17 protein-coding genes and 2 tRNA genes are annotated in these 19,228 nt (G+C 65.6%); 4 read left to right on the forward strand and 15 right to left on the reverse strand.

Features of this window, described 5'->3' with window-relative positions; genetic code table 11:
- Positions 1–8 precede the first annotated feature (8 nt).
- The 3 genes from pyrH to rpsB form a co-directional block, all read right to left on the reverse strand.
- Positions 9–743 carry a UMP kinase gene (gene pyrH / locus ACTSLZ_RS11275; RefSeq protein ID WP_129315732.1) on the reverse strand — a complete coding sequence of 245 codons (735 nt, stop codon included), beginning with the start codon at positions 741–743 and terminating at the stop codon, positions 9–11.
- 115 nt (positions 744–858) lie between these two features.
- Entirely contained in the window at positions 859–1,689 is an 831-nt protein-coding gene (gene tsf / locus ACTSLZ_RS11280) for a translation elongation factor Ts (RefSeq protein ID WP_129315733.1), read from the reverse strand.
- A 110-nt stretch (positions 1,690–1,799) separates the two neighbouring features.
- Positions 1,800–2,678: a 30S ribosomal protein S2 gene (gene rpsB / locus ACTSLZ_RS11285; RefSeq protein WP_129315734.1), complete on the reverse strand. Its 879-nt coding sequence runs from the start codon at positions 2,676–2,678 to the stop codon at positions 1,800–1,802.
- A gap of 390 nt (positions 2,679–3,068) precedes the next feature.
- Here rpsB and ACTSLZ_RS11290 point away from each other — a divergent pair, with 390 nt between their 5' ends.
- Positions 3,069–3,632 (forward strand): M23 family metallopeptidase, encoded by a 564-nt coding sequence (locus tag ACTSLZ_RS11290; RefSeq protein ID WP_443095078.1) that lies wholly within the window; start codon positions 3,069–3,071, stop codon positions 3,630–3,632.
- 90 nt (positions 3,633–3,722) lie between these two features.
- Positions 3,723–3,941: a hypothetical protein gene (locus ACTSLZ_RS11295; RefSeq protein ID WP_129315736.1), complete on the forward strand. Its 219-nt coding sequence runs from the start codon at positions 3,723–3,725 to the stop codon at positions 3,939–3,941.
- Positions 3,942–4,046: 105 nt separating this feature from the next.
- Here the strand turns inward: ACTSLZ_RS11295 and ACTSLZ_RS11300 are convergent.
- From ACTSLZ_RS11300 to ACTSLZ_RS11340, 9 genes are all read right to left on the reverse strand, one after another.
- A tRNA-Ile gene (locus ACTSLZ_RS11300) sits at positions 4,047–4,123 on the reverse strand.
- Positions 4,124–4,233: 110 nt separating this feature from the next.
- Positions 4,234–5,418 carry a glycosyltransferase gene (locus tag ACTSLZ_RS11305; RefSeq protein WP_443095079.1) on the reverse strand — a complete coding sequence of 395 codons (1,185 nt, stop codon included), beginning with the start codon at positions 5,416–5,418 and terminating at the stop codon, positions 4,234–4,236.
- A 213-nt stretch (positions 5,419–5,631) separates the two neighbouring features.
- The gene (locus tag ACTSLZ_RS11310; protein WP_443095080.1) at positions 5,632–6,516 is read right to left on the reverse strand and encodes a phage holin family protein; all 885 of its coding nucleotides are present in this window, start codon (positions 6,514–6,516) and stop codon (positions 5,632–5,634) included.
- A 344-nt stretch (positions 6,517–6,860) separates the two neighbouring features.
- Positions 6,861–8,171: an ISL3 family transposase gene (locus ACTSLZ_RS11315; RefSeq protein WP_179628043.1), complete on the reverse strand. Its 1,311-nt coding sequence runs from the start codon at positions 8,169–8,171 to the stop codon at positions 6,861–6,863.
- 433 nt (positions 8,172–8,604) lie between these two features.
- Positions 8,605–8,679, reverse strand: a tRNA-Asn gene (locus ACTSLZ_RS11320).
- Positions 8,680–8,768: 89 nt separating this feature from the next.
- Positions 8,769–10,646, reverse strand: coding sequence for a DNA primase (dnaG, locus tag ACTSLZ_RS11325; protein ID WP_443095081.1), 1,878 nt, complete (start codon positions 10,644–10,646; stop codon positions 8,769–8,771).
- A 61-nt stretch (positions 10,647–10,707) separates the two neighbouring features.
- On the reverse strand, positions 10,708–12,012 hold the full coding sequence (locus ACTSLZ_RS11330; protein WP_178980120.1) for a deoxyguanosinetriphosphate triphosphohydrolase: 1,305 nt from the start codon (positions 12,010–12,012) through the stop codon (positions 10,708–10,710).
- Positions 12,013–12,117: 105 nt separating this feature from the next.
- Positions 12,118–13,287 (reverse strand): tRNA dihydrouridine synthase DusB, encoded by a 1,170-nt coding sequence (gene dusB / locus ACTSLZ_RS11335; RefSeq protein WP_178980121.1) that lies wholly within the window; start codon positions 13,285–13,287, stop codon positions 12,118–12,120.
- A 101-nt stretch (positions 13,288–13,388) separates the two neighbouring features.
- A complete protein-coding gene (locus tag ACTSLZ_RS11340; RefSeq protein ID WP_443095082.1) occupies positions 13,389–14,762 on the reverse strand; it encodes an aspartate aminotransferase family protein in 1,374 nt (457 codons plus the stop codon).
- A 172-nt stretch (positions 14,763–14,934) separates the two neighbouring features.
- Here ACTSLZ_RS11340 and ACTSLZ_RS11345 point away from each other — a divergent pair, with 172 nt between their 5' ends.
- Complete coding sequence (locus ACTSLZ_RS11345) at positions 14,935–15,732, forward strand: SDR family oxidoreductase (RefSeq protein ID WP_443095083.1); 798 nt, start codon at positions 14,935–14,937, stop codon at positions 15,730–15,732.
- A 5-nt stretch (positions 15,733–15,737) separates the two neighbouring features.
- Here the strand turns inward: ACTSLZ_RS11345 and ACTSLZ_RS11350 are convergent, their stop codons facing one another.
- From ACTSLZ_RS11350 to ACTSLZ_RS11360, 3 genes are read right to left on the reverse strand one after another with little or no spacing between them, the layout of a single operon-like run.
- The gene (locus ACTSLZ_RS11350; RefSeq protein WP_443095084.1) at positions 15,738–16,106 is read right to left on the reverse strand and encodes an MGMT family protein; all 369 of its coding nucleotides are present in this window, start codon (positions 16,104–16,106) and stop codon (positions 15,738–15,740) included.
- Positions 16,107–16,132: 26 nt separating this feature from the next.
- Entirely contained in the window at positions 16,133–17,095 is a 963-nt protein-coding gene (locus ACTSLZ_RS11355; RefSeq protein ID WP_436595182.1) for an N-acetyltransferase family protein, read from the reverse strand.
- A 16-nt stretch (positions 17,096–17,111) separates the two neighbouring features.
- Positions 17,112–18,494 (reverse strand): glycine--tRNA ligase, encoded by a 1,383-nt coding sequence (locus ACTSLZ_RS11360; RefSeq protein WP_129315746.1) that lies wholly within the window; start codon positions 18,492–18,494, stop codon positions 17,112–17,114.
- 125 nt (positions 18,495–18,619) lie between these two features.
- On the opposite strand from ACTSLZ_RS11360, the gene ACTSLZ_RS11365 reads away from it, so the two are divergent.
- On the forward strand, positions 18,620–18,847 hold the full coding sequence (locus ACTSLZ_RS11365) for an RNA-binding S4 domain-containing protein (RefSeq protein ID WP_178980126.1): 228 nt from the start codon (positions 18,620–18,622) through the stop codon (positions 18,845–18,847).
- Positions 18,848–19,228: the final 381 nt, after the last annotated feature.

Here is a 19,228-nt window from a genome sequence, read left to right on the forward strand (position 1 = left end):
CCCGGGGACTAGGCGGTAACCAGCGTGCCGATCTCCTCACCGAGGATTGCGCGTGCGACGTTGTTCTCACCCTGCATGCCGAATACGCGCATGGTCACGTTGTTGTCCTTGCACAGGCTGAACGCCGTCTGGTCCATCACGCGGATGTCGCGGTGAAGGGCTTCGCCGTACGTCAGGTGGGTCAGCATCTCGGCGTCGGGCTCGACCTTCGGATCCGCCGTGTAGACGCCGTCGACGCCGTTCTTGGCCACCAGGACCTCGTCGGCGCCGATCTCGAGGGCTCGCTGCGCAGCCACGGTATCGGTCGAGAAGTAGGGGAGCCCCGCTCCGGCGCCGAAGATGACCACGCGGTCCTTCTCCATGTGGCGGATGGCACGCCGAGGGATGTAGTTCTCGGCGACCTGGGCCATCTCGATGGCCGACTGCACGCGGGTGTCCACCCCGCTCTGTTCGAGGATGTCCTGGAGGGCCAGGGAGTTCATGACCGTGCCGAGCATGCCCATGTAATCGGCGCGCGAGCGGTCGAGGCCTGCCGAGGAGAGTTCAGCGCCCCGGAAGAAGTTTCCGCCGCCGACGACGATCGAGGTTTCCGCCTGCCCCACGGTCGAGGCAATCTGCTCGGCGAACTTGCGCACGACCGCGGTGTCGATGCCGACGCGGCCGCCGCCGAAAACCTCTCCCGAGAGTTTGAGCAAGACGCGACGGCGGTGGGGTGCGGCTGAGGGGGTGGTATTGACGGACATTGATCCTCCTGGGCTCCCGGCCCTGCTGGTCGTGGTTGGTCTGCGCTGTCGCAAACAGCTTACGCAAAGAGGGAGCGCCCACTCGCGGTGGACGCTCCCTCAATCACTGGGTTTGTCAGTTGCCGACGCGGAAACGCACGAACCCGGTCGCCTGGGCACCTGCCTCTTCCAGAACCTGGCCGACGGACTTCTTGGAGTCCTTGGCGAAGTCCTGGTCGACGAGGGTGTTCTCCTTGAAGAAGCCCTTCAGACGTCCCTGGACGATCTGGGGAATGATCTTCTCGGGCTTGCCCTCGGAACGGGCGGTCTCTTCGGCGATGTGACGCTCGGACTCGACCTGCTCGGCCGGGATCGCGGACTCGTCGAGGAACTTCGGTGCCATGGCGGCGATGTGGACGGCGACGTCGTGGGCGACTTCCTCCGCGTCCTTGCCATCGACGGCGAGAAGGACGCCGACCTGTGCGGGCAGGTCCTTCGAGGTCTTGTGCAGGTAGACGGCCACGTTGTCGCCCTCGAGGCGTGCGACGCGGCGAACGACGACCTTCTCGCCGAGCAGGGCGCCGGCCTCGGTGACCTGCTCCTCCACGGTCTTGCCCTTGGAGGTCGCCTTCAGGAGGTCCTCCAGGCTGCCGGCGTCCGCGCTCACGGCCGCCTCGAGAACGTCGTTGCCGAATTCGATGAACGGAGCGGACTTCGCCACGAAGTCGGTCTCCGAGTTGACCTCGACGAGGTAGCCGACGCCGTTCTCGACGCGCGCGGCGACGAGGCCTTCAGCGGTCGCGCGGCCTTCGCGCTTGGTGACGCCCTTGAGACCCTTGACGCGGATGATCTCCATGGCCTTCTGCTGGTCGCCCTCGGCTTCGTCCAAAGCCTTCTTGACGTCGAGCATGCCGGCACCGGTGCGTTCGCGCAGCGCCTTGATATCGGCTGCAGTGTAGTTCGCCATCTGAACTCCTTAGGTTTTGTGATGAGCACGTCGACGCAGGGCCGGGCCGGTGCGGCCCGGCCCTGCGGTTGCTGTGCGGTCCGATCGTGCGCGGACCGGTCAACGGGGGATTAGTTGGACGAAGCCTCGGCGGATTCCTCGGCCTCGGTCTTCTCCGGTGCCTCGGACTCCGAAGCCTTCTCGGAGGTCTCGGCGTCGGCGGCCTTCTCTGCCTTCTGAGCCTCGTGCTGCTCGAGAAGTTCCTTCTCCCACTCTGCCATGGGCTCCTCGGGGGCGTCTGCCTTGCCGGCCTGCTTGTTGTTGCGCTCGAGCAGGCCTTCGGCCACGGCGTCGGCGACCACGCGGGTCAGCAGGTTGACGGAGCGGATCGCGTCGTCGTTGCCCGGGATCGGGAAGGCGACTTCGTCCGGGTCGCAGTTGGTGTCCAGGATCGCAACGACCGGGATGCCGAGCTTCTGTGCTTCGTCGACCGCGAGGTGTTCCTTCTTGGTGTCGACGACCCACAGCAGCGACGGGGTCTTGGACAGGTTGCGGATACCGCCCAGGGTCTTCTCGAGCTTCTCGAACTCGCGACGGAGCAGCAGGAGCTCCTTCTTGGTGTACTGCGAGGCGGCGACGTCGTCGAAGTCGACCTGCTCGAGTTCCTTCATGCGCTCGATGCGCTTGGAGACCGTGGCGAAGTTGGTGAGCATGCCGCCGAGCCAACGGTGGTTGACGTACGGCATGTTGACGCGGGTTGCCTGCTCCGCGATGGCTTCCTGGGCCTGCTTCTTGGTGCCCACGAAGAGGATGGTTCCACCGTGCGCGACGGTTGCCTTGACGGCCTCGAACGCGCGGTCGATGAATTCGAGCGACTGCTGCAGATCGATGATGTAGATGCCGTTGCGCTCGGTGAAGATGAAGCGCTTCATCTTCGGGTTCCAGCGGCGGGTCTGGTGACCGAAGTGGACACCGGAATCGAGCAGCTGGCGCATAGTTACGACGGGCATGTCGTCTCCTTTGGTGCGGTACGCCCCACGTGCTTCTGGGTCACGCACCGTCCTCGTAGTTATCGGTTGTCTCGGGCGGGCACGCGCCCACCACGTTCCTGGCGATCTGCGATTCACCGCCGGGAGGCCCCGGGCGGGTCCTGAACCTGCCGTCACCGCCACCGCGCGGGTGGCGGACCGTTGGCTGGCACCGTCCTTCTTCTGCCGAAGGACGCACAGGTCACGCGAAGTCAGCGGACACAGATCGTCCACTGCTACGGCAACTATACAGCACGCGCGAATTGTCCACCGACAAAATATCCACCGACATCAATCACACTTTTCCACTGGCCACGGCCGGACCCAGCGCGCGACGCCGGCCCGACGCGCGAGCCGCGATCTACTAATGTCATGCGTTCACGTCTCGCGTTGGTTCTGACCTCGCTCCTGGTTCTGTCCGCGGCTTGGCCCGTGCCTTCCGCGGCATCCCTTCGCACCCCGTCGTGGAGCTGGCCCCTCTCCCCGAGACCAGCCGTTGTTCGCGCCTTCGCGAAACCCGCTCAGAAATGGAAGGCGGGACACCGCGGCATCGACCTGGACTGCGCCAAGGCCCAGGAGATACGGGCACCTGCGCCCGGGACCGTATCCCACTCGGGCCGGGTCGTGGATCGCGGCGTCATCACCATCACCACGGAGGACGGATTCCGGACCAGCTTCGAGCCCGTGGTCGACCAGCTTCCGAGAGGAACACATGTCACCGCGGGCACCGTCATAGCTCGTCGTGATCCCGAGCTGAAGCACGAGGGCTGTGCGTCGTGCCTGCACTGGGGCGTCAGAGAAGGAGAGGAATACATCAACCCGCTGAGCCTGGTCGGAGCGTTGCGTCCCTCCGTCCTCCTGCCGCGGTCCCGCGACCCCGCCCCTGGCGGACGAGCGTGGTCGGGGTCCGTGGCACCGGCACGTCCCACGCTGTGAACCACGCACTGCCGCAGAGTCCGAAATCACCTAGTCTGATGGTGCAGAGCCCGACCGAGAGCCTGTGGGCTCGGAAGGAATTCATCACTCGTGACCATTCACTACGTCAGCCGCCACAAGATCGCAGTGGCCCTCGGTATGACCCCAGCCGCCATCCAACAGCGCCACAATGCAGGCACCATGCCGAAGCCCGACGCGATACTGCACGGGTCCAAGACGTCCGAGTGGTACGGCTGGAAGACCGAAACCATCGAGAAATGGGCTCCCACCATCGGTCGCGACGTCGACTGGTCACGCACGGGAAAATGAGCCCGCACTTGCGGCCTGCACATGCACGGTCCGTCGCACCGAAAAGGGTCGGGAGATGGCAAAGAGCCCGCCGCACCCGGATCGTTCCGGGACGGGCGGGCCTGGTGGTAGGGGGTGCGGGGCTTGAACCCGCGACCAAAGGATTATGAGTCCTCTGCTCTGACCAGCTGAGCTAACCCCCCGAAGGCGCGGTCTGGGTCCCGCAGAAAACGGGACAGACCGGCAATCCAGGATACCGCATCCCGGGACGACGAACGTCCATCCCCTTGTCGGTCGGGGCGTGGCCTTCGAATCACTGACCTTCTGAGCCGCTGTACGAACCGTCGTACATGGACTCGAAAACGTCCCAGGTCTTGTCGACGTCGTGCTTCTTGACCATGGTGTGGCTGACCTCGCCCATGCGACGTCGTTCTTCGGGCGACGCAGAGAGGACGCGCGCCAATTTCTCCCCGAGGTCCTGCTCGTTGCCCGGCTCGAAGAGGTATCCGTTCTCTCCGGCCCTGACAAGATGCGGCAGGGCGAGGGCATCGGCGAGGACCACGGGCTTCGAGGCCGACATGGCCTCGAGCGTCACGAGCGACTGCAACTCGGCGGTTCCCGGCTGGCAGAAGACATCGGCCCGGAGGTATCCGGCACGAAGCTCGGCGTCGGAGACGAACCCGAGGAAGTGCACCCGGTCTTCGACCCCGGCGTCGCGGGCGACCGCCCTGAGATCGTCCTCGATCTCGCCGCTGCCGGCGAGCTCCAGATGAGCGTCGAGTTCCTCCGGCAACAGCGCCAGGGCCTTGATCAGCACGTCGATGTTCTTCTCGACCGCCAGGCGACCGGCGAAGAAGATCACCGGGTGGTCGCGCTTGTCGACCTCCTCCCCCGGACCCAGTTCGTAGGCCGCCGAGTCGATGCCGTTGGACACGGGGATGACGGGCGTCGCAAACCCGTGATCGTGCATCGCCTTCGCGCCGATCGGCGTCGGCGTCGTGACGTGATCGGCCCGACCGAGCACCCGCTCCATATCCATCCAGGAGCACTTCGCGATGACATCCAGCGCGAGCTTCGGGAACGGGAGGAAGGGGTTCAGGTTTTCCGGCATGAAGTGGTTCGTGGCTACCAACCGGATGCCCCGACGCTTGCACTCCCAGGACAGCATGCGACCGATGATGTAGTGGCACTGGATGTGCACGACGTCGGGCTTGATCTCCTCGAGCAACCGGCCGACCCTCCACTGCATCTCCCAGGGGAAGCAGAACCGGAAGTACGGGTGTGTCGGCGGGTGGTGGGAACGCAGCCGATGCTCGGTGATGCCATCGATCTCGATGTCGTACGAAGGACCGCTGGTGGTCCGTGCCGCAAGCACGTGCACGTCGTGACCGCGATCCCGCATGCCCTCCGCCAACCGATGCCCGAATTGTGCGGCACCATTGATGTCCGGCGGATAGGTGTCCGCGCCGATGAGGATCTTCAAGGGTCTGGTAGTCATAGCTCGGTCGCGTTCCGTCGTCTGCTCGGTGGGTCGTGGCGTCCACGCGGTCCCCCACAGTCTACCGACCGAGGACGAGCTGTCCCTCGTCATCGGGTGAGGCGTATTTCATGGTTCACCCCGGTCTTCGCCGGGGAACACACGAAGACGCCCGCCCACCGGATGGTGAGCGGGCGTCTTCTTCGGCCCGAGGCCGGTGACTCGTCAGCCGGGTCAGTTCTTCTTGAACAGGCGGCCGAGGAACACGAAGACCGCTCCGACCGAAACGGCGAATGCGGTCAACGGCTTCCACCGGGCCTTGATGTTCTCCGGGTCGGACACGTTGGCGGTGAAGTTCGAGGCCGCCGACTTCGCCCGGTCCGGAGCCGACTGGGCGTCGGACTTGGACTTGTCCACGAGCCCCGAGGCGGAGGACTGGACAGAGGAGAACTGGTTCCCGAAGTCGTCCCGGAGGGACTTCAGGTGGTCGCGGCGGGCCTTGGTCCGCTGCTCCAGCTGGTCCTGAGTGGGCTGCGCATTCTCCGGCGCCTGACCCGACTTCTCCTGGTTCTTCTTCTCTTCCTTGGCCTTCTGCTTCTCGTCGGCCTTGGCCTCCTGCTTCTCCTGCATCTCACGGCGCACGCGGCTGGAGGTGTAGGACGAGCCTTCCTTGGCAACCCCGAGGTCGTAGAGGAAGCCGAAGATCGCGGATTCCGGCTTGAGCGGAAGCTGCTTCTTGATCTTCAGCAGGCCAATGAGCGCGAAAATTGCCAGCAGGACAATGAACAAGGCGGCGAAGAGCAGGGCCGAGAGCCACAGCGGCATCACGGTCGCGAGACCGGCAATGGCCGCGCCGATCAGAGCAATGGTCGCGAAGAGCAGGAACACGAGGCCGACCACGACGAAGGCAGCGCCCACGCCGAGCTTGACGCCCTTGTCCTTCATCTCCAGCTTGGCGATCTGGATTTCGTCCTTGATCTGCTTGGGGCCCAAGCGGGAGGCCACCTTGCCGATACCCAGGACCTGGCTGGCCCCAGCCTTCAGAGAGCTGACGCCTCCCCGGTAGGAGCGGGGCTTCTGCTGGTCAGTGGTCTCTCCGTTGTCGATGGAGTGAGACATCAAGCCTCCCTAGTCAATGTCATTGAATTTCACAGCCAAACCTATCATTTCTGGGGCGTCATAGAGAGTTGTGCCACGTGAGAACGCACTTCTGAGTTTTTTGTTCTTCCAGGGAACCTACTGACGAATCGAATACGTCGAACTGTTTCAGATCCGTACCATGTGCCGATCCACGCCGTTGCCGTCGCCTGAGCCGCGAAACGGCGCCCTCGCCCACCCGCCGGTGCGCAAGAGCGCGGCATCGACCGAGCTCGTCGCGCGGGGTCCGACGTCTGCAGAATCCTTCGAGCAAGAAGAGGAAACGGTACGAATTTCGATTGCGTCACTCGCCGAAAGAATCCGGCTCATCGCATTTGAGGGTGTAGGTGGTTCCTGAAGCCGCCGGTGTCGAGCAGCGATCGGGCTATGTAGTTCGTGAGGTTCCGGAATCCGAGGGCGGAGCCGCGGAGGTGTTCCAGGCGCCCGTTGATCGCCTCTGTTGGCCCGTTGGACGTGCCGGGCCGGTCGAAGAACGCGAGGATGTCGGCGGCGCGCTGCTTGAGCGTGCGGCCGAGCTTGCGGACCTCCACGAGCGCGGCGGGGACGCCGCTGGAGACGGAATCGATGACGGCTGTCATCAGCTTCTTCGCCGTCTTCCGATCGGGTTCGCGGTAGGCGGCGATCACGCGCTGGTAGATGCCCCAGGTCGCCTCGACCTCGACGTGCTCGGAGACCGCGAACAGTGCCTCGAGACGGGTCTGCTGCCGGTCAGTGAGCAGCTGCGCGCCGGTGTGGAGGATGCGGCGGGCCTTGTAGAGCGGATCGTTTTTGCGGCCCCGCCGGCCGTGCAGGCACTGCTGGACGCGACGACGGCAGGTGTCGAGGGCGTCGCCGGCGAGGCGGACGACGTGGAACGGGTCCATCACCGCCTGCGCGTCCGGGAGCTCCTCGCTGACGGCGGTCTTGAAGCCGGTGAACCCGTCCATCGCGACGACCTCGACACCATCGCGCCAGTCCTGCGGGCGTGCGGCGAGCCAGGTCTTGAACACGGCTTTCGAGCGACCCTCGATCATGTCCAGCAGACGGGCGGGGCCGGTCTTGTCGCGGTTCGGGGTGAGGTCGATGATGACGGTGACGTACTTGTCGCCGACTCTCGTGTGGCGCCAGACGTGCTCGTCGACGCCGATCACGGCGACGCCGTCGAACCGGGCGGGATCGTCGATCAGCACTCGACGCCCTTCAGCGAGGACCGCGTTGTTCGCCGTGTGCCAACCGACACCGAGTCCGGCGGCGACGCGGGCGACGGTGAGGTGGTCGATCACGAGCGCTTCCAACGCCCACCGCATCCCGCTACGGGACAGCTTGGCTCGCTCGGGCGCCGCTGCCGTGAGGTCCTCACGCCAGGACCGTCCGCATCCCGAGCACTTGTAGCGGCGGACCCGGACCAGCAGCGTCGTCGGGCGATGACCGAACGGCTCGTGGGCGAGACGCCGCGTGTCCGTCCCGCGCGAGAGCGCCTGGCTACCGCATCCCCGGCACCACGGATCCGGCTCGGCGACGCGGCACTCGATCACCGCGCGATCCGGCTCAAAAAGCTGACCGGTGGCCACGAGGCCGAGCTCGTCGAGATGGCAGAACACGGTCAGATCAGGGGTCGCGAAGGTAGCGTGGTGCACGTCGAGGTCTTCCGGCAGATGGTCAGTGTGAGAACTTCCATCATCGGAAGGCCTCGACCCTCATCCGGCGACCGACGCGCTCAGCCACCTACCCCCTCAACTGCGAAGAGCCAAGAATCCCCGGGTGCGACGACGGCGTCACGATCTGCGCCGTGAATCCCACTTTTTGTTGCCCATTGTTCGAGTCGAGCCCCAGGGCACCTCTCACCTCTGCTGACGTCGAGGGGTTCAGGCGGCGGAGCAGTTGGGGCATTCGTCGTCCGCGATCACTTCCCGGTACGACGTCGAGAAGGCGGGGCTTGTTGATTATTCGGCGGCGCTGGACTGGGGTGTGTCGAGTTGAATCCGTGACCAAGCCGTGACTCTGGCTGTTCCTGGGCATGAAAAAAAGCCGGGATACCTGGCCGTTTGGCCTGGTATCCCGGCGGTTTTGTGGCTCCCCCGACTGGATTCGAACCAGTAACCCTTCGATTAACAGTCGAATGCTCTGCCGTTGAGCTACGGGGGACCGCTACTGACGTTCTTCAACGCTCGCAACAGCACTAAACTCTACAGGCTTCGCTGACACGACGCAAAACGACCCCTCGGTGAGGATGGTCACCGCACCTCCGAGAGTTGGCGCCGCTTGGACTCGAGGTCGAGAATCTCTCGCTGGATGCTCCGGAACCGATCCGCCTCGACCACGGAGTCGACTCGTTCGAGCTCGCGCACCTTGTCGCGTTGGCGCACGCTGAGCTCCTGGGCGAGGAGCCTGTTCAAGATCGAGACGGCGTGGTTCTCGACCTGCCGCTGCGTGGTCGCAGGCAACGGGGCCACGGTCAGCTCGGCCAGCAGTGAGTGCGCGGCCTCGTGGGTGTGGTTTCTGATCCCGTTGACCCAGCGTCCCCCGGGGACGGCGTCGATCTCGTCATGAGCAGCGAGGATGCCTCGAAGAATCTCGTGGTGCACCCGGTATCTCACTCGGATCGACGGCAACGCCTCCCACTGCGACTGCTCGACCAGATCCGGGACCTGGACCAGGACTTCGAGTGCCTGGCGTTCTCGGCGGGCGGCGGCGTCGTTGGTGTAGTCCGGCAGCTCGACCTGGGGTTTGGGTTGGTCTTCCGGGTCGGCCGACGCCGCCTGGACTTCTTCGCGGCGTCGTTCGACCGGCTGACGGGCCGCCTCACGCACGGCGCCGTCGAGTTCCTCCAGGTCGACGCCGATCCATCGTGCGACCTCGCGCTGGTACGCATGGCGCAGACCCGAGTCCCTGATCGAGGCCACCATCGGAGCGACAACCCTCATGGCGCGAATGCGACCCTCGATGCTCTCCAGGTCGAAGTCCCTCAGCGTGACCCGGATCGCGAATTCGAAGAGGGGACGCTTGGCCTTGAGGAGGTCCCGCACCGCTTTGTCGCCGCGCTTGAGACGCAGGTCGCAGGGGTCCATTCCCTCCGGTGCCACGCACACATACGTCTGCGCGCTGAACCGTTGGTCCTCCTGGAAAGCGTGGAGGGCCGCCTTCTGCCCGGCCTCGTCACCATCGAAGGTGAAGACCACTTCCCCGCCGGAGCCGTCGTCACCGAGCAGGCGCCGAACGATTTTGATGTGCTCGGTCCCGAACGCGGTGCCGCAGGTGGCCACCGCCGTCTCGATCCCGGCCAGGTGTGCCGCCATCACGTCGGTGTACCCCTCGACGACGACGATTTGCTTGCCCTGCGCGATCTTCCTCTTCGCGAGGTCGATCCCGTAGAGCACCTGGGACTTCTTGTAGAGCTGGGTCTCAGGGGTATTCAGGTACTTCGGCCCTTTGTCATCGTCGAAGAGCTTGCGGGCGCCGAACCCGATCGTCTCGCCGGTGAGGTTCCGAATCGGCCAGATCAGCCGCCCCCTGAAACGGTCGTACAGGCCGCGCTGCCCCTCGGAGAACATCCCCGTGGCCTTGAGTTCCTCATCCGTGAATCCGCGGTCCCGCAGGTGTTTGAGCAGGGTGGACCAGCCTTGGGGCGCATACCCGACGCCGAACTTCCGGGCGGCGTCGCCGTCGAACCCGCGGCCGCCCAGAAAGTTCTGGGCCGTCGAAGCCTGCCGCGTGTACAGGGCCTTCTCGAAGAATTCTTGCGCGATCTTGTGCGCGTCGATGAGCCGCTGCCGGCGCCCCTTCTCCTCCTTGGACGGGCCGCTGCCCTGTTCGTAATGGAGTTCGTATCCGACGCGGGCCGCCAGTCGCTCCACGGTCTCCGAGAAGGACGTGTGGTCCATCTCCATGACGAAAGAGATCACGTCCCCGGATTCACCGCACCCGAAACAGTGGTACGTGCCCATTTGGGGTCGAACGTGGAAGGACGGCGTGCGTTCGTCGTGGAAGGGGCAGAGTCCCTTGTAGGACCCGATGCCGGCGGATTTGAGCGTGACGTAGCCTTCGACGACCTCCCGGATGTCCGTGCGGGAGCGCACCTCGTCAATGTCCTCGCGTCGAATCAAACCAGCCACGTGGGCCAGTTTATCCGCCCTGACAAATCCGGGCCGACCCGGACTGACGAGTGTGGACGACTCACCACAGGGGCTTGTCCCCGACCCTCCAGTTGAGGCCCGTGATGCGGTCGTGCAGGCGCACAGCAGAGGAGTCCGTGAGCGATGCGACCTGATCCACCACGAGACGCAGGCGCGCGGCGTCGTCGTGACGATCGGTCTCCCGCCAGTCTGCGGCGAACACGGGATCGAGGAAGATCCCGTCGGTGTCGAGGAGAGCCTGGACCAGGACGGCGAGCATCTCGCGCTGATTGTCGTACAGCGGCTCCTGGTCCCGCACCGCCATCACGTAGGCGGTCGCGATGCCCTTCATGACGGCGATCTCGGTGATGGTGTCCCGAGGAATCCTCAGCCTGGCCGCATAACGGGTCAGGTTCCCTTCGCCGTATTCCGCCCGCGTTGCCGCGATCGCCTCGCCGGCGAAGCGGCCGATCAACCGGCTCGTCAGCGCCTTCAGAGCCGCCATGGAGGCACGGGTACCGGTCATGTGAGGCAACCACTCGTCGAGTTTCTGGAGGCGCGACAGGGCGTCGTCGAGTTCCTGCGGGTCCGTGTCCGGCATGTACCAGCGCTGGGTCCACGTCAGGACCCGTTCACGGTCCGCCGCGCGGTCCATCCACCCCAGCTGCACGTGCCCTCCGAAGACGGCGTCCTCGACATCGTGGACCGAGTAGGAGATGTCGTCGGCGAGATCCATGACCTGTGCCTCCAGGCACTTCCGTCCTTCCGGGGCGCCCTCCCGGAACCAGTCGAAGACCGGAAGATCGTCCTCGTAGACGCCGAATTTGCGGCTCCTGGTGCCGTTGCGGACCGGGGCGTCCTCCTTGGCCCACGGATACTTGCAGGCCGCGTCGAGTGAAGCCCTCGTGAGGTTCAGCCCCGCGGATCGTCCGTCGGGCATGATGACCTTGGGTTCGAGCCGGGTCAGGAGCCTGAGCGTCTGGGCGTTGCCCTCGAACCCGCCCGCATCGGCCGCAATCGCATCGAGGGCGGCTTCGCCGTTGTGGCCGAAGGGCGGGTGACCGAGGTCGTGGGCCAGGCAGGCCGCGTCGACGACGTCGGGGTCGCACCCGATCATCCGGCCCACCTCCCGACCGACTTGTGCGACCTCGAGCGAGTGGGTCAGGCGAGTCCGGATGAAGTCGTCCGAGCTCGGAGAGACGACCTGAGTCTTGAATCCCAGCCGGCGGAGGGCCGAGGAATGCAGAACCCGGGCCCGATCGCGCTCGAACTGACTGCGGTAGAGATTCTTGTGATGCTCCGGAAACCAACGGTCAGCATCCCGGGGCGAATAACCGGGCTGACGGGGTTCGGTCGGAGAAGTCATGTGGGGGTTCGCCTTTGTCGGGGAAACGAGTCGTACCCAGGCTACCGCGCCATGGCGCGGGAGACGGCGAAAGAAGCAGGCGGCAACACATCTTGCCGCCTCGGGTCAGCCCCCGGACACATCGAGTTCGGCGTCCGCGAGCCCGAGCCTCTCGGCATCGCCCAGGATGCGGGAATCGAGCCACCCGTCCGGAAGATGCACCTTTTTCGGCGATCCCGCACGCCCCCTGGGCCCTTCGACGTCCGCGCCGGGGTACGGCAACGACTGGTCGAGTTGGCCCAGCAGATCGCGGAATTCCGCAAGGGTGCTGACCTGCGCCATCTGCGCGCGGAGCTCGCCACCGACCGGGTACCCCTTGAAGTACCACGCGATGTGCTTGCGGATTTCGCGCATTCCTCGGCGTTCCTCCCCGAAGGTCTCCACGAGCAGTTCCGCGTGGCGATAGATGATCGTGCTGACTTCGGCGACTCCGGGACGGAAACGGTCATCGCGGCCTTCGAACGCGGCCTGGAGATCGCCGAAGAGCCAAGGCCTCCCCTGGCACCCGCGACCGATCACGACGCCGTCCACTCCGGTCTGCTCGACCATGCGGGCGGCGTCTTCCGCGGACCAGATGTCGCCGTTGCCGAGGACCGGCACGTCCGGGACGGCCTCCCGGAGTTCCGCGATCGAGTCCCAGTCCGCCTGGCCCGAATAGTGCTGTGCCGCGGTCCGGCCGTGCAGCGCGATCGCGGCCACCCCGGCGTCGCGAGCCGTCTTGGCCGCGTCGAGGAAAGTGATGTGGTCATCATCGACGCCCTTGCGCATCTTGACCGTGACCGGGATGTCCGCGCGCGACGCCTCGCGCACCGCGGTACCGACGATCGCTTCGAACAGATCGGTCTTCCACGGAAGGGCCGAGCCACCACCGTTCTTGGTCACCTTGGGAACCGGGCACCCGAAGTTCAGGTCGATGTGATCGGCCCGGTCCTCCTCGGCGACCATGCGGATGGCCTTGCCGACGTTGACCGCGTCGACTCCGTAGATCTGGATCGAGCGGATCTTCTCATCGTCATCGTGATCGATGATCCTCAGCGACTCGGGGCGCCGTTCGACGAGCGCCCGGGCCGTGACCATTTCGGTCACGTACAGTCCCCCGCCGTATTCGCGACACAGTCTGCGGAAGGCCCTGTTGGTCACACCCGCCATGGGGGCGAGGACGACCGGCACGTCCACCGTGAGGCGGCCGAGCTGGAGCGGAGGCAGGGACAGGCGAGTCGGGATGGCAGTAGTCACCCTGCGATTTTCTCACACGCGGCTCCGACAGCGGGCCGAGGAGGAGCGAACTCACATCTCCCGGCCCGCCCCAGCGGTGTGCCAGCAGGCGCGGACTGGACTCACACGGCGTGGGCGTCGGCCACGGAGAGCGCCTCGTCGATGATGCGGAGCCCCTCGCGGGCCTCCTCGGTCGACATGTTCAGGGGCGGAGCCACATGGATCCGGTTGTAGTTTGCGAAGGGCAGCATGCCGCCTGCCTTCAGCGCCCCGATGAGTTCTCCCATGGCGGCAGAGGATCCGCCGTACGGCGCCAAGGGCTCCTTGGTCTGCCGATCCTTGACGAGCTCGATGGCCCAGAAACATCCGAGGCCTCGGACATCGCCGACCGACGGGTGTTTCTCCGCAATCTCCGCAAGCCCAGGACCGAAGACCTCCGTGCCGAGGCGCCGAGCGTTCTCGACCATTCCCTCGTCCTTCATCGCCTGTATCGTCGCCACGGCCGCGGCGCAGGCGAGAGGGTGGCCCGAATAGGTCAGCCCGCCGGGATAGGGTCGCTCCGCGAAGGTCTGGTAGATCTCGTCCGAGATGGCGACTCCGCCGAGCGGCACATACCCGGAGTTCACGCCCTTGGCGAAGGTCATCAGGTCAGGCCGCTGGTCCCAGTGGTCCACGGCGAACCACTCACCGGTTCGCCCGAACCCGACCATGACTTCGTCGGCGATCCAGACGATGCCGTACTTGTCCGCGAGGTTTCTCACCCCCTGCATGTAGCCCTTCGGGGGAACGTAGATCCCCGGAGTGCCGGGAACGGATTCCAGGATCAGCGCGGCGATGCTCTCTGGTCCCTCCAGGAGAATCACGTCCTCCAGGTGGCGCAGGGCCCGGGTGGTCTCTTCCTCCTCGCTGGTCGAGTCGAAGTACGACCTGTAGGGGTATGCAGGCAGGAAGCGGGCCACACCCGCACCGGCATGATCGTTGCCGAACCGACGGGTGTCGCCCGTCACGTTGACCGCGAGGTCCGTGCCGCCGTGATAGCTGCGGTAGGCCGAGAGAACCTTGTGTCGACCGGTGTGCACCCTGGCCATCCGGATCGCGTGCTCGTTGGCGTCCGCTCCCCCGTTGGTGAAGAACACGTGGTTCAGGTCTCCGGGCGTGAGTTCGGCGATCAGCCGGGCCGCCTCGGAGCGGGCGGCGTTGACATGCGACGGGGCAATCGTGCAGATCTTTGCCGCTTGGTCCTGGATCGCCCGGACGACGGCGGGGTGCCGGTGCCCGATATTCGTGTTCACCATCTGGGAGGAGAAGTCCAGGAGCCTGCGGCCCTCGCCGTCCCAGACGTAGGAGCCTTCCGTGCGGAGAACGGTCATCGGGTCCAACCCCGCCTGCGCGGACCACGAATGGAACACGTGCTCCCGATCCTGTTGATAGGCGCGGCGACCTTCCTCGATGTCGGCGTCGGTAACACCCGCGATGAAAGTTCCTGGTGTGCTCATGGGATCCCCTCTCCGTGACCGGCCGTGCTTCGGGCGGTCTTCCAACCCTATATATTTCCATGCCACGAATTCGTCCGAAAACCTCGACTCCGCACCCGCGGGATTTCTACCGTTGACGTACCGGGAGACATTCGTCCCGGGACCGACCAGGTGTTACGGAGGACAGCACGCCATGAAACGTTTCGAGAACCGTCGAGTCATCATCACGGGGGCGGCGACCGGCATCGGCCGTGCCACGGCCCAACGCCTTGCCTCCGAAGGAGCGATTCTGGGGCTGGTGGACGTCAACCAGAAGGATCTGGAGACCGCGGCCCAGATCGCGCGGGACGCGGGCGCAGACGTCGAGACCTTCGTCGTCGACGTCGCCGACGAAGAATCCGTCCGGGGTCTGGCCCAGCAGGTCAGCGATGTATGGGGTGGCATCGACGCCCTGGTCAACAACGCGGGAGTCGACAACAAGGGCGGCAAGGTCCACGAATATCCGACCGAGCTCTTCGACAAGATCATCGCGGTGGACCTGCGCGGTACATTCCTGATGACCAAGTACCTGGTGCCACTCATGTTCGACGCCGGGCACGGAGCCATCGTCAACATGGCTTCCTTCTCAGGGCTTGCCGCGGACGCCGATCGGTCGGGCTACAACGCGGCCAAGGGCGGCGTCGTCAATTTCACGCGGGCGACGGCGACCGACTACGGGTCCCGCAACATTCGGGCCAATGCGGTCTGCCCAGGCACGATTGAGACCCCGCTCGTCGACGAGCTGGTCGGGTCGGCCGATGCGGAAGGAAAGAGTTTCCGGGAGCAGCAGGCTCGCGTCACCCCGCTCGAACGCCTCGGGAAACCCGAAGAAGTGGCGGCGGTGGTGGCCTTCCTGGCTTCCGACGATTCCTCCTTCGTCACGGGCGAGACGATCACGGTCGATGGCGGCGTCATGGCCTTCACCTGGCCCGCGAACGCGCTGACCGGGTGAGCGGATCAGGTCTCCGGGAGGCCCGCGACCGCTTCCGTCCACGCCCGGGCCAGCATGTCCTCGTCCGCCAGAACCTCGCTCAGGCGCACTCGGTGGCCCGAGGCCGCGGTCGATGTCGCGGGTCCGTCACCGTCGCGGTTCAGGAGCCCTTCGCGTTCCCAGTGCGGGACCGCCGTGGCCTCGTGCCCGGGAATCTCTCCCTGGGCGTTGACGATGCGCCACCACGGGACGTTGCTGCCCCAACGGGACATCGTGTACCCGACCACCCGCGGAACCTCACCGACCACGCGACCTATCAGGCCGTACGTCGCGGCCCGGCCTTCCGGGACGCATTCCACGGCCCGCAGGATCCTCTCCACCCGTACGTCGTCCATCGTCTGTGTCCAGGTCCAGCGGGCGGCTAGCGGTCCGCGACCACCAGGGTCTCTTCCTCGAGGTGGGCCGTGCCCCGGTCCAGCAGGGCATCGACGAGCTCGGTCAGGATGCTCATCGAATCGTCCACCTCGATGACCACGGGGTACTGGGCGACGAGAAGGGCCAGCAGCTGCTCGACGTCCCCGCCGGAACGCACGCGGTCGACGTCGTAGCCGAGAAGGACCTCGGTCGGCTCCTCCTCCGAGAATTCCCGCCCGGGAGCATCGGCGTCCAAGGGACGGTAGCTCACGGCGAAGGCGGCGATCGGCGCGTTCTTCCCGTTCTTCCGGGCTTCGATCACGCCGTCACGCATGACGATGGCGCCGTAGGCCTCGGCCTCGTCCGAGAGGAACAGGCGGTTGACCCGGCCGAGAGACTGCTCCGCGGGCGGGTCCCATTCGTGGACGCGGCGATAGAAGTCCCAGACGGCCTGAGTGAGTTCGAGGGATCCCGTGGCAAGATCCTCGATCGCCTGGTCGAGGTTGCCGTCCTGGTCCTCGCGCAGGGCGCGCTGGGGCAAGGCGCCGGCGTCGACCCTGATCATGCGAGTGCGCTGGATCGATCCGAGCCCCGCCCACTGGGCGAACCCGGCACCTGCCGATCCGGGCTCGACCTTGCTTCGCAGGGAGACCACGCCCGACGGGGCGGTCTCGGCCGCATCCCGCAGGGCCTGCATCAGGCGCCCGCCGAGACCCGCGCGACGATGGTCGGGGGCGACCTCAACGTAGGCCCAGAGCCTGGAGGAGTGCAACGACGTCTCGTACACCGTTGCCGCGGCCACGGGCACGCCGTCGTGTTCGGCCACAACGGTCCGTTGCCACGGCTTCTCGGCGTCGGGGCCGAATTTGGCGCGAAAAACGGCCGCTTGGGTGTTCTCGGCTTCGGGCCAGATCTGCATCAGCTGCAGATCATCGCCCTCGTGCCAGTCACGGATCGTGTAGTCCGCCATACCGCTCCCCTCTGGGTTATTTGATCAGGTGGCCCGCGAGGTAGGACTTGACCTGGTCGAGGCTGACGCGTTCCTGCGTCATCGTGTCACGTTCGCGGATCGTGACGGCGTTGTCCTCCAGGGTGTCGAAGTCCACCGTGATGCAGAACGGCGTACCGATCTCGTCCTGACGACGGTACCGGCGGCCGATGGCGCCGGACGTGTCGTAGTCGATGTTCCAGTTCTTCCTGAGGTCGGCGGCCAGCTTCTCCGCGGTCGGCGTCAGGGTCTCCTTCTTGGACAACGGAAGAACCGCCGCCTTGACCGGGGACAGACGCGGATCGAGCTTGAGCACCGTGCGCGTGTCGACGCCGCCCTTGGTATTCGGCGCCTCGTCTTCCGTGTACGCGTCAACCAGGAAGGCCATCATGGAGCGGGTGAGCCCGAAGGAGGGCTCGATCACGTAGGGCACGTAACGGTCCCCGGTCCCCTGATCGAAGTATTCGAGGCGGGTGTTCGAGTGCTCGTTGTGCACGCCCAGGTCGTAGTCGGTCCTGTTGGCCACACCCATGAGTTCGCCCCATTCGCTGCCCTGGAAACCGAACTTGTACTCGATGTCGATGGTTCCGGCCGAGTAGTGGGCCCGCTCGTCCTCCGGGACGTCGAACTTCCGCATGTTGTCCGGGTTGATCCCCAGGTCGACGAACCAGTTCCAGCAGTCCTCGACCCACGTGTCGAAGTACTTCGGGGCATCATCGGGGTGGGTGAAGAACTCGATTTCCATCTGCTCGAACTCACGGGTCCGGAAGATGAAGTTGCCGGGCGTGATCTCGTTCCGGAAGGCCTTGCCAATCTGCCCGATCCCGAACGGGGGCCGTTTGCGGGCGGCGGTGACCACGTTGTTGAAGTTCACGAAGATGCCCTGGGCCGTCTCGGGGCGCAGGAAGTGCAGGCCTTCCTCGTTGTCGACGGCGCCCAGATAGGTCTTCATCAGACCGGAGAACTGCTGCGGTTCGGTCCACTTGCCCGGCTGCCCGGTCTCCGGGTCGTTGATGTCCGCCAGCCCATTGGCCGGAGGGTGCCCGTGCTTCTTCTCGTAGGCCTCGATCAGGTGGTCCGCGCGGTAGCGGCGGTGAGTGTGCAAGGACTCGACCAACGGGTCCGTGAAGGTTTCGACGTGGCCCGACGCTTCCCACACCGGAGTGGGAAGAATGATCGAGGAGTCCAGCCCGACCATGTCCTCGCGCGACCGCACGAAATTCTGCCACCAGAGCTGACGAATGTTTTCCTTCAGCTCGGCTCCGAGGGGGCCGTAGTCCCACGCCGACCGGGAACCGCCGTAGATCTCACCGGCCTGAAAAACGAATCCGCGGCGCTTGGCCAACGTGATGACGTTATCCAGCGTGGACTTTGGTGCCATAGGTATTGCTCACTCCATCAATCATCGCGCGCCGCCGGAGTGCGACGCGTGCAGGGGTCGATTCGCCTACCAGACTACCGGTTTCCGGCCCAGGGCACCCATCCCATGTCGATAGGCTGGACACCATGACCACTTCAGACGATCAGACCGTCGAAATCAGCGAAGACATGATCCGGCTGGGCCAACTGCTCAAGTTCGCCAGCCTCGTCGAGGACGGCGTCGAGGCCCGGGAGGTTATCGCCGAGGGCCTCGTCTCCGTGAATGGGGAGCCGGAATACCAGCGCGGCAAACAGCTGCATCCGGGCGACGTCGTCACTCTCGGTGACGCGACCCTCCGCATAGACCGCGCCTGACACGACGCACGGCGGGCGGGGATTCGGGCGCGCTGGGCGGCGTCGGGGCGGGCCGGCGTCGGTTGGGGGCCAGCGGGCCTGCGTCCGTGCGGGTGGCGTCGGGGTTAGCGGGCGTCCGTCGGGATCGGAGAGGCACCCTCGAGCTTCGGCGGTTGTACGGCTGGGACCCTCCGCGGCATCAGGGCCTTGGGCGGCGGTTACCGACGGGGGCCCACGGCATCTCCGCGTTGGGTGGCGGTTACCCGATTCGGTGGCACTGACCGCCGTTAGGTGGTGGCTGCACCCCCACCTAACGCCGGAAATCTCCTCCAAATCAGGCAACCCCCACCCAACGACGCCGCGCTCCGCCGCGAAGTGGCACTCTCGTGCAGTTTTGACCGC

The organism is Rothia koreensis (assembly GCF_052232265.1).
GTDB lineage: Bacteria > Actinomycetota > Actinomycetes > Actinomycetales > Micrococcaceae > Rothia > Rothia koreensis.